The following is a 12,182-nucleotide window of genomic DNA, read 5'->3' on the forward strand; positions in this document are numbered from 1 at the left end:
GTTTACTTAAAAATCATTATCTTTGCTCCCAAATATGAAACAAGGAAGAATGATCCTACTTCGTATAGCAGACAGGACTACACAGGGCAAAGCATACTTCGGCAAGGCTCTAAGTAATCTTCTGGCAGTAAAAGTATTAATGAGTTTGATCGAGACATGTAAAGCCAAATACAAGTTTCGATTAACCCTAAAAGTGCCCCGATGTTTCTGCTGTCAATAGGATACTGCATGCCGCCCGCATGATGCAGATAGAAAAGCAGCGTGAGGAGTTTTACAAGCAGCTCGGCACACCGCCGGGAGTGCCGACGATGAAGGGTGCAACTGCAGATCCAGATAATACAGGTATTGGTTACAACAGCATCATTACAGATCTGGGTGAACACAGCGTTCCTGAAGGCTGGATACAGTATCCGAAGTTCAATGGTAAGGAATTCGATGAGGAGACGGGATTGTATTACGATGGGGCGAGGTATATGAATCCTGTGATTTCCAGTGACGTGGGAGTTGAAGTTCAATTATTCCTATGTGATATAAATGGAAATACGCTGGACTATTCGCATTGCATAAATACAGTGTTGGATATACCATACAGATATAGTGGTATAATCATTCTACGCATTTAAAGTGAGTAATGGATTGCCACTGGTAAAATTACTATTTGATATTTTTCCAAGTAAACAAACATAACAACACTCTTCGAGTGTGTAGTTGACATTTAATAACAGTAATAAAAATATGAAAAAAAGTATTATGCACAGAAATCCTATTGGACACTGGGAGCGTGTTGCAACGACGACTTTACGCTGGAAGGTAATCTTGATACTTTTCATCAGTACATTTGCTTTTGCCAAAAATGCCCATGCATATGATGATTTACGGAATAGTTTTCTTTCTTTTTTTGTATTTTTACCTCATTTTAACAATATGTAATCACAGTGTATGAATATGATGAAGACAGTCTTGAATACAGCTATATTTTCAGTATTATTCCTTTCTGGAGGAAACTTGTCAGCGCAGGTTTCACCTATCCGGTTAGGTGTCCGTTTAGGTTGTGGAATGTCTGTCAACACAGGAATGGATAAAATCCTTGTTCCTGAAGACTATTATTCCAATTACAATTTCAAAGACAAGTGGCAGTTTACTCCAACAGTTAGTGTATTTGCCCAGTATCATGTTGATGGTTCCATCATTGGTGTTGAAGGTGGATTTAGCTATTGGCAGAAGGCATCACAGCTTGTCTATAATGATGATAAGGAGTTAAACTATAAGGTTACACCTCGTTATAATTACATTGGTGTATCTGCTCTGCTGAAGATTTATCCTTGGCGCAAAGGCTTCAATATCTCAATTGGAGGGCGTGCGGGAGCCAATCTTAATGGCAAGGGCATATCTTACGAGAGTAATCAAGAAGACAATAAGTTTGCAAACTATCATTTTGCTACTGTAGCTGAGACGGAACGTTTGATGAAGGAGAAACTGACGGGGCAGCCAGATATTGCCGTTGGTGGTGGCTTCGGCTATGAAATTGGCAACCACTGGGCTTTAGATTTACGTTACTTTCACGGATTGAACTCTACCATCAAGACAGAGCGTAATGACTATAACTGGGCAGAACATTCAACCCATGGACAGAACATAGAGCTTAGTATCAGCTATCTTTTTAAACTTTAACCCTTATGAGTTTATCTATGAAGGACAAGAGCAACAGAAAAAAACGTTATATTCTGGCAGGAATCTTTCTTGGCATAGCTGCTCTTTTGGGTATAGAACGCTGTGTTAATGACGAGCCAGAGTCTGAGCAGAGTATAGAACAAAAGACAGCAGACAAGGCTCCATCACAGTCTGCTACACCACCAGTCTCTTTTTCTTTAGACAAGACAAATGTGCAGAAGGATTCGGGACGTTCAGATTGTGTATATAATAAGCTGGGGAATTCATCTGTAAACGATAAAACAGCCAGTATGAAACACGAGAAGAAAGAACCTGACAATGAACCTACTAATCAGAAAACAGGTGAATCTGTTCTTGACAGCTCTATGAATAGTCAGCCCTCTATCGTACAGGAGAATCCGAAAGAAACTCCATCTATGAGGACTTACTCTTTTCCTCACCATCATCTTTTTCGGATTGGACTTAGGGCAGGAGTTGGTTATTCCAGCATTTCAGGATTAAGCAGTATTATTGAGAACTATGATATACGTCCTACTTTCACAATGAATGAACGTGGTGGTGTAAATCCTCGTATTGGAGTCTTTGGCACATGGCAATATCGCAGGTTAGGTGCAGAGTTGAGCATTGATTATACTCGTCTCTCCAGCAAGCTGACGGAGTACAAGAAACCTGAAAATATAACCGAGACTACACGGTTTCATTATAATTTCATTACTCCGCAAATCCTGCTTCGTTTCTATGCTTTCCCAAAGTTCTATATGGGAGCAGGAATCAGTGCTGCTATTCCGTTTGGCAGCCGTAATATCGACTTCACCAATGACCGCATTGGGGAGGTATACCGACAGCAGGCTGAACGTACTCAGGATCATCTGAGAGAATCTGTCAAAGCACGAGTGACATTTATTCCTACCATAAAGATTGGCTATGTTGATATAAAGAACGGTCTTGAGGCAGGACTGGAATACGGTTTCGGATTTAATGATGTGCTCCGCACCAGTGCCAATGACTATGGATATCAGGAGCGTATGAACAATCTGCAGACAGTCAGTCTTACCATTGGCTACAGTCTTCCACTTGGCAAAGCTAAATAAACCGCATTTTCGAATCATATTAAAACAGTCTCTATTATGAAACATAAATACCTCATAGCAGTTTTATTCTTTATATCCACTCTTTCTGCTACAGCTCAGACCCCTGGTGGTGTAGATAAGCCAATGGTCTGGTCACACGATTCTACCTCTGTCCGTGTCTCTGCTGGTGCTGGTCTTACCTATATCGGCGTAAGTAATGTATATGGCGAAAAGGAACAGGCAATATGGTCTCTTGGAAGCGGAAGATCTATTACCCGTATACAGACAACCGAACGTGCTGCTAACCTTGGTGACGGTACTTTTATGAATTATGCCAAGGAATCTCTGCCTGAAATGCGACTTTACAGCTATACGACCTCTTCCAATATGAGCAACGGTCAGACTCTGCATATCGGTCGGAATGGGAACGCTAAGCTGCCAGTAAAGAACCTTGATGGCAGAACTGTTGAGTATACCGTCTTCGATCGCCGCCTTTCTGATACAGAACGTTGCCGTGTGGAAAGCTACCTCGCATTGAAATACGGCGTGAGTCTTCGCAGTAGTTACCTTAATTCAAGAAGCGAGGTTATTTGGAATGGGTATACCAACAAGGACTATAGCCACCGTATAGCTGGTCTTATCTCAGACAAAGCCTCTGCCCTGCATAAGACAAGAGCCAAGAGCTGTGAGGAAGACGGTTTTCTTACAATCAGTATGAGCAAACCTCTTGAAGATGGTGAGAGTCTTCTTTGGGGTGACAACAATGGTAAACTTTCTTTCCGTCAGAGTAAGGCTTACGGCAAGTGGCTCGGTAGAAGATGGATGGATACAGCAACACGGATTGACAAGCCCAATGTTGATGTTGTAGCTGATAGCAAGCAGCTACGCCAGATACAGCCTCTTGCAGAAGGTGAGAGCTACTATCTTGCCGTTGATCCTACAGGAACAGGTAGCTTTCCTGTCAAAACTCTAAGTTATCATAAGGCAAATACGACAGTTGGTGATAGTATTGTCTTTAAGAATATACCGTTAGGCAAACGTGACGTATTCACGCTACGAGCTGCCAAAGATATGTTTACAACAATAGAAGTAGAGCAGCCAACGGAGAAGAGCGGCAGCACAGGAACACTTTCTGTCAGAGTAACAGGTGGTATTGCCCCTTACAGGATGACTCTACAGAGAGAACACATGTCTGTTTTCAATCGTACTACAAGCGACAGCATACAGTCTGCTGATGGACTCATAGAAGGAAAATACCTTCTTACGACGACAGACCATGTGGGCAATAAGTCTGAGAATGAGTTTCAGATATCTAAGACGGGTATCACAGAAATTCCTTCCATGAATCCTTCCGATGGAAATAGTGACTTCTTTGCGAATGTAAGTGTAAGTCCTAATCCAACGGCGAATGGATATGTCGGTGTCCGGGTGGAACTGAGCGAAGCTGCTCCATTGGACATGGCACTCTATACGGCGGGTGGAGCTCTTGTCAGTCGTCAGGCGAATATGCCAGATACATATTTCTCCACTAAAGTCTATCTTCCACAGACAGGTGTTTACTTATTGACACTGCAAAGTGGTAGCAAAGAAAAGACATTTAAACTGGTGAGAAAGTAATTCTCTTTTTATCCTTTATAAATTTTCCAACGCAAGTATATATACTGAGGACCTTTAGGTCTGAAACAAAATAGCAAGAATAATGAAGTATTCTACACATTCATTCCTCCTTCCGTTCCTGTTGCTTGCAGGAATCATACTAAACTCCTGTAATGGTGGAAGTAATCGTTCTGCTAAAGAAACTGTAAACAGTGATTCTACATGTACTAATACAGTCTCTTCTGTACAAAAAGATAGCATTTCCCGAAAGGCTACTTCCTTACGAAAACAAGTTAAGGACAGTGTACAGAACTTACCTGTGAAGAGAATCTCCGAAGAAATCGCAAGAATTCAGAAGGGGAATCGTGTAGATACTCACAAGGCGAACAGGAAGTCTGCAAGACTTTTTGCAGACTTAGGCAAACGTACCGTCAGCAAGTTCTTTACCAACTCCGACAGCGATACGCTCAATGTTGGGCGTGCCCAGCTTGCCGTACCACGTGAGGCTATGGAAAAGGGTAAAGTTCTCAGTATTACGCCACTTAGAAAGGGTGAACTACCAACCTTGCCTACGGGTATGGTGAATGTTACAGGTGGCTGTGACACCTTAATGGCAAGAACAGATACTGTGTCAGGGTATCGCTTCTTACCTCATGGCAATCACTTCGTCCATCATCTGGCAAGTATCGCAGTACCTTACGACAGCACGTTGATACCGAAAGGCTATACCGTAGATGATATCCACACCTATTATTATGATGAACTGCACCAACGTTGGACAATGCTCCAGTCAAAAGGTATTGATGCTAAACGTGAGGTGGCAATGGCAGAGACTTCACACTTTACGGATGTCATCAACGGTATCATCAAAGTTCCTGAGAGTCCCGAAACACAGAACTATGTCCCTACAGGTATCAGTGAGCTGAAGGCTGCTGACCCAGCAGCGGGTATTCAGCAGATTGAAGCCCCATCAGCTAATCAGAATGGTACGGCGTCACTGTCCTATCCTTTCGAAGTTCCTGCAGGGCGTAATGATATTGGTGTAAGTGCCGGCTTACAGTATAGCAGCGAGGGCGGTAGTAGCTTTGTTGGCTATGGATGGAGTCTTCCTGTACAGAGTATTGACATAGAGACCCGATGGGGTGTACCACGTTTCGATGATAAGTCAGAAAGTGAGAGCTATCTTCTCATGGGACAGCAGCTCAGTGACCGACTCTATCGTAGGACTGACTCTTTGGCAAGACAGGCAGACAAGCAGTTCTATCCAATGACTGAAGGTGGTTTCAGTAGGATTATCCGAAAGGGTAACAGCCCGAAGAACTATTACTGGGAAGTGACTGGCAAGGATGGTACAGTCTACAGTTATGGTGGTCATGGTGGTCATGTCAGTGATGCAACTTCTCTTACCGACACCAAGGGTAACCGTATCAAATGGGCACTTGACCGTGTTACCGATGTTCACGGAAACTTTGCTGCTTTCCATTACATGAAGTCTGGCAATAACCTTTATCCTGAACGCTATACATGGACAGGATTCGGGGAGACGGAAGGACTGTATAGCATTGAATTCAATATTGACTCTATAGCCACAAACCGAAAAGATGTAACGAGTAGCGGAAGACTTGGCATTATGCAAAGGGACAAAGGGCTACTCCGTAAGGTCACAGTGAAGAATAATGGTCAGCAACTCCGCAGCTATAGCTTAAACTATGAAGAAGGACCGTTTGGCAAAATGCTGCTAAAGAGCATTGATCAGAACGATAGTAGGGATGGTAAGGTTGCTACACAATCCTTTGACTATTACAATGACCTCAAAAATGGGCTTTTCTCTTCTAAGGAAGAGATATGGAAGGCCGAAGGAGAAGATTACGAACCATTCCTCAGTCATTCGGTTCGTGGGTGTGATGACAATCTTAGTATTCTTGGTGGTGGAGCTTCGAAAAGCCGTACTACAGGTGGGGGAACAATGATAGGTGTAGGTTTCACTGGTGGAACCGTAAACGTCGGTCCATCTTTCTCTAATAGCAAAAGTTCAAATACAGGTAAAGTTGCTTTCGTAGATATTGATGGTGATGGACTGCCTGATAAGCTTTTCAAACGAGGTAACGAACTTTTCTATCGTAAAAACATGAGTGCAGATGGAAAGGATTTACTCTTTGGTAAAGCGTTACGGATACGAGGAGTAAACTCTTTCTCTGAAGGTAATAGTATCAGTCGTTCTCTTAATGCAGATGCTGCTGTTGAAGTTGGTATTACAAATAAACTTGGTGCTTCTGTTGGAATTTCTTATACACATTCAAAAGATCAGGACAAGACTACCACCTATCTTTATGATTTCAACAGTGATGGACTTACAGACATAGCTGTCAATGGTCAGGTCTACTTCAATCATATTGTAGACGGTAAACCTGTATTTAGTCCTGCAAGTAATGTGACTGCCAATCCTATTATTGGTGAAGGATCACCTATTGATAAGCATTTTATTCCAGACTATAAGGTTATCCGTGACTCTTTGGAAAAGGAATATCCACTGAATGATGCCGTCCGGATGTGGTGCGCACCTTTTGCTGGCAAGGTCAACATACAAAGTACTATAAAAAAACTTAGCAATCAAGGTGATGGCATCATCTACAGCATTCAACATGAGAACAATGGTTTCATGGTCCGCGACTCTTTATTACAAGCTGGTGGCAAAACCAACAATCTTAATTGTGATGTAAAAGTAGGAGACAGAATTTTCTTCCGTCTTCAGTCTCGATATGATGGTGAGGACGACAGAGTTCTTTGGAATCCCATAATTACTTATATATCTTTGCCTGTTGGCAAGGATAGGTATCTGTCAGAAGACTTAAAAACATATAATAGCAAGGCTGATTATATAGAAGGTGAAAACAATGTTGCTATATTTAATCGTACAGGTAAGGTTACGCTTCACGCTCCTTATATGAAGGGGAAGACTTCTGATGATGTTACACTTATCGTCACACGCTTGGATCAACATGGTGAAACGATTGTAAAACGGCTTAAACTTCCAGCTGATAGTGTAGTCAATGGCTCCTACGATTATACTGATGACATAAATGAGAATGATTCTATTTCATTCTTCTTTGAAATCACAACCACATCCCCAGTTGATTGGACAAAAGTACAATGGGCGGGTAGCTATAATTATGAAGATGACCAAGAAAGTGTACGTTTTGTTGCATCTCGTAGGATGTTCAACAAGCCTGTTAGTATAGCAGGGAGCAAAGTGTTGAAACAGGGTGTTACCGCATTGAATAGACAATACCGTCCTAAACTTTTTATTGTTCCAACACTATCCGTTGTGCGTGAAGATAAAAAGAATGACACAGATACTGCTACAGTTTACCTCACTTTACATGATCTAAACGGACTTCCCGTATTGCACCACACCTGTCGTCTGAATACTTCCAATACGCTCAAGGTAGATACTATCATAGTTACAGACACAACACTTATCAAACGATTAAATACAGGTAAGGTGACTGCTACTTTTGCAGTAAGTAACGAATTATCTAAATCTACTCATGCTAAAGTTAGTCTTTTACGCGATAGTCTTTCTTACCAAAGTGCCACATCTACAGTTGTTACTGCTGAACAGCGTGTTCTTGTGGATACGTTAGAGGCTTGTGTTTTCTCTGGGTATAACTCTGTTGATTATGGAAGGCTCTATCGAGGATGGGGACAATTCGCCTATAATGGCAATAAAGCCTATGCTACCCAGCCAATAGAAGTATCAGCACTGACCATTGACAGGGATAAATATAAGGATATAGCCGAGCATTATAAATCTACACATGATGGCAATCAACTTGCAAATAGTCTTACTCCTGTCAACGAACAGCGCTTCTTTGTTATGGGATATGATGCAAACAAGAGAATGTATGTTGGTGGATCTGAGCATGTCTTTATCTCTTTAGATACAATCTGTAGTTCTCGTATCGGCGAGGATGCTATCATAATAGACAGTGTCCATTATGCTAAGAATGCAGGTGAATTGTCTGCCCCTGTGCTCATGAGTGAGTCAAAGAGTAATGGCTATGGTGTAAGCGGTGGAATCTCCTATGCAGGACTCAGTGGCAGTAAGAGTACACAGACTTCTTATAGCAAGGTAGCTCTAATGGATATCAATGGTAATGGTTACCCTGATTGGTTAGAGGAAGTGGATGGCAGTATTGTTACTCAATACACAAAAGCAACGGGTACACTTGGTGAAGATCGCATGAAATTAAATGTCAGTCGACCAAGATTCAAAGCAAGCTCTTCTACTGTCGGAGCAAATGGAAGTCTATCAAAACAAGCTTCGGCAAAGAACGCTTTAGCTATCAGTATCAATCCTAAACCACAAGACGATGAAACACCAGGCGGTAGTGATACGAAGAATTCATCCAATGGTAATGCCATCTCCAGTGTGTCAGTGAGCGCAAGCGGGAACTTTACTTCTGGTACCTCTCATACAGAAAGTGATTGGACTGACCTCAATGGTGACGGACTTCCTGATATGCTCTTGGGCGACAAGGTGAAGTTTGGTCTTGGATATAACTTTACAAATGAGGAGCGTAGTGGTGTAACTTCGTTGGAGTCTTCTGAAAATAGCACATGGGGTGCAGGACTTGGTACATCCATTGGGGTACTTGGTAATGCTGATATTTCTTTCGGTGTCAACGGAACAAAGACGACAACAAAATATAATGTATCTTTTATAGATATTAATGGCGATGGCTTACCTGATATGGTAACTCGTAGTGGTGGAAAGTTCACTATAATGTTGAATACGGGTTCTGGTTTTATTCCTTATTCCGAAGAACAACAAGGTCGTTTCAATGAGTCATTGGCAACGTCCGTTTCTCAATATGGTAATTTTGCTGTTTCCATTCCAATACATATTCTGTTTTTAAAACTAAGGTTTACAACTAAGGTTACCAAATCTTGGTCAAGTGGCGTTAGTCTTACAAGCGCAGCCTTGAGAGATATTGATGGTGACGGACGTCCCGACCTTATCATATCTGGCGGGGCAAAGCAGCTTATCGTCCACCGTAACCTTACGGGCAGAACGAACATGCTGCGCTCTGTGACACTTCCTTTCGGCGGACATATCAGTATCGGGTATGAGCAGACAACTCCAAGTTACGACTTGCCGGGACGTCGCTGGGTGATGTCATCGGTTGAGACGACAGGTGGATACAAGGAGAACGGAGCAGTACGAAGCAGAAATACCTTTGAATATAGTGGTGGCTACCGTGACCGTCGTGAGCGTGACTTCTATGGTTTCAAGCAGGTACGTACCAACCAGATAGATACAGAGAACGGTGACAGACTCTACCGTTACTCCGTACAGACTTATGGTAAGAACAGGGATTACTATACGCATGGGCTTGTTACGAGTGAATATCTCTATACCGCTGATGGAAAGAAACTGCAGGGATCTCTATATGACTACGACCTGAAGACACTCGCCGTTGGTAATAATACGACAGATGCTGTTGTCTTCCCTGCCCTAAAGACTCTTGTTCAGAGTAACTTTGATGTAAATAGTGGGGACAGTCTGGCGGTTGCTGTCAGCAATACTTACGATGACTATGGTAACCTGCAGGGATATAAGGAGACGACAACGGGCTATAGCTTAGAGGCAGATATCAACTATCATAAGATAGCCGACAAGTATATTGTCAGTGTTCCGAGCCATATCGCTGTCAGCAGTGGCGGTAAGACGTACCGTGAACGCTCAACGAAGGTGGACGGCAACGGTGAGATAACGGAGATCGTGCTCCATAACGGTGACAAGCCGTCTGTCTATAACATGACTTACGATGGCTATGGCAACATCACATGCATGACGAAGCCGGAGAACTACAATCATCAGCGTATGTTCTATGCTTATACGTATGATGACCTCTATCATAGTCTTGTGACAAGTGTCAAGGATGCATACGGCTATAGCTCCAGCACGGCTTATGATGGTCTTTGGAATGCTCCGTCTGTAACGACTGACCTCAACGGGCAGAAGATGGAATACACCTACGATGCACTGGGCAGACAGCAGACAATCCGTGCTCCGTATGAGATAGAGAGCGGTCAGCCGTTTACTATCCGCTTTGAGTACTTCCCTGCAGAACGTAAGGCACATACCATCCATTATTCTAAGGACGGAAACATTGACACCTATACATTCGCCGACTCACTGATGCGGGCTGTCCAGACGAAGCAGACGGGTGTGGTGTGGTCTGGTGAAAGCAATCAGAAGGTCTCCATCGTCAGTGGAAGGGCTGTCATCGATGCCTTCGGACGTAACATTACAGCTTATTACCCAATGACGGAAAGCTATGGTAACATTGGCACTTACAACCATGCTACGGGTGACCTGCAGGCAAAAACGGAGTATGATGCACACGACCGTACCACGAGTGTTACGCTTGCTGACGGAAGTGTGACACGTACGGCTTACTCTATCGGCAGTCATGACGGTGAACCGATGCTCCAGAAAACAGTCACGGATGCACTGGGACGACATGCGGAGAGCTATACGGATGCCAAGGGACGCAACCGTGAGACGGTGCAGCATGCCCGTGGTGAGGATATCACGGTGAAGTACAGCTATGACCCTGTCGGTCAGGTGATGACTGTTCAGCATCCTAACGGCAAGGAGACGAAGTATGCCTATGACCTACTTGGTCGGAAACTGATGGTGAATCATCCTGATGCAGGTGAGACGGACATGACCTATGATGCGGCAGGCAACCTCCTGACGAAGCTCACGGCAGAGCTTAGGAAGTCGATATCTGACAAGGGTTACATCTCTTACACCTACGACTTCGAGCGACTTCATGAGGTGCTTTATCCAGAAAACCTCTTTAATCGTGTTACTTATACCTATGGTAAGGCTGGCGATAAGTATAACCGTGCCGGTCGTCTTGCCCTCGTTGAGGATGCGAGTGGCGGTGAAGCCTACTACTATGGCAGACAGGGTGAGGTGACGAAGACTGTCCGTACAGTCATGGCGAGTGTGGCGGATATCAGGACTTATGTCTATGGTGCTACGTATGATAGCTGGAACCGTGTGCAGACGATGACTTATCCTGATGGTGAAGTGGTGACCTACCATTACAATGCTGCTGGACAGGTAGAGAGCATGACGAGCAATAAACAGGGACGTCAGAGCGTTATCGTTGACAGGATAGGTTACGACAAGGAGGGTCATATGGTCTACACGAAACTCGGTAATGGCACGGAAGCAACCTATACATATGACAAGCAGCGTGAACGTCTACAGGTGATGAACCTTACAGTGGACGGTCAGGCTGTGATGGAAAATAAGTACAGCTATGATGCTGTGGATAATATCCTCGGTATTACGAATGCTGCCAACCCAACATCGCTGACAAAACTCAACAAGGCGAAGCTGGGCGGAAAGAGTTCGCATACGTATGAGTATGACGAACTGAACCGCCTTGTTCATGCCAGTGGTAAGGCAAAAAGTGCAAGTTACGATATGGTGATGTCGTTCGGACGGATGAGTGAACCGCTGACCAAGGTGCAGAAGGTGGACTCAACGACAACTGCCAAGTCTTATAACTTTGCTTATAAGTATGAGGAAAGTAACCACCCGACGGCTCCAACGCAGATTGGTCACGACCATTACACCTATGATGCCAACGGTAATCCAACTCTGGTAACGAACGACTCTACGAACACTACCCGTGAGATGTACTGGGATGAAGACAACCGCCTGATGGTACTCTCTGATAATGGCAAGACGAGTCGTTATACTTACAACGCTGCTGGCGAACGCATCATGAAGAGTTACGGTACGATGGATGGTGTGTA

Annotated in this window: 5 protein-coding genes and 1 pseudogene; all 6 read left to right on the top strand. The window is 43.7% G+C overall.

The window, feature by feature from the left end:
* Window positions 1-227: 227 nt before the first annotated feature.
* Window positions 228-509 (top strand): annotated as a pseudogene (locus DW917_RS06300) (hypothetical protein); the annotation flags it as partial.
* Between the two features lie 226 nt (window positions 510-735).
* Window positions 736-930 (top strand): hypothetical protein, encoded by a 195-nt coding sequence (locus tag DW917_RS17060; protein WP_147344125.1) that lies wholly within the window; start codon window positions 736-738, stop codon window positions 928-930.
* Between the two features lie 15 nt (window positions 931-945).
* Complete coding sequence (locus DW917_RS06305; RefSeq protein WP_181993661.1) at window positions 946-1,671, top strand: outer membrane beta-barrel protein; 726 nt, start codon at window positions 946-948, stop codon at window positions 1,669-1,671.
* A 17-nt stretch (window positions 1,672-1,688) separates the two neighbouring features.
* Window positions 1,689-2,762: an outer membrane beta-barrel protein gene (locus DW917_RS06310; RefSeq protein WP_118117184.1), complete on the top strand. Its 1,074-nt coding sequence runs from the start codon at window positions 1,689-1,691 to the stop codon at window positions 2,760-2,762.
* Between the two features lie 36 nt (window positions 2,763-2,798).
* Window positions 2,799-4,358 (top strand): T9SS type A sorting domain-containing protein, encoded by a 1,560-nt coding sequence (locus DW917_RS06315; RefSeq protein ID WP_118117185.1) that lies wholly within the window; start codon window positions 2,799-2,801, stop codon window positions 4,356-4,358.
* A gap of 82 nt (window positions 4,359-4,440) precedes the next feature.
* On the top strand, window positions 4,441-12,182 hold a 7,742-nt coding region (locus DW917_RS06320), incomplete at its 3' end, for a SpvB/TcaC N-terminal domain-containing protein (protein ID WP_118117187.1).

It is taken from the genome of Prevotella sp. AM42-24 (assembly GCF_003461825.1).
Taxonomy (GTDB): domain Bacteria; phylum Bacteroidota; class Bacteroidia; order Bacteroidales; family Bacteroidaceae; genus Prevotella; species Prevotella hominis.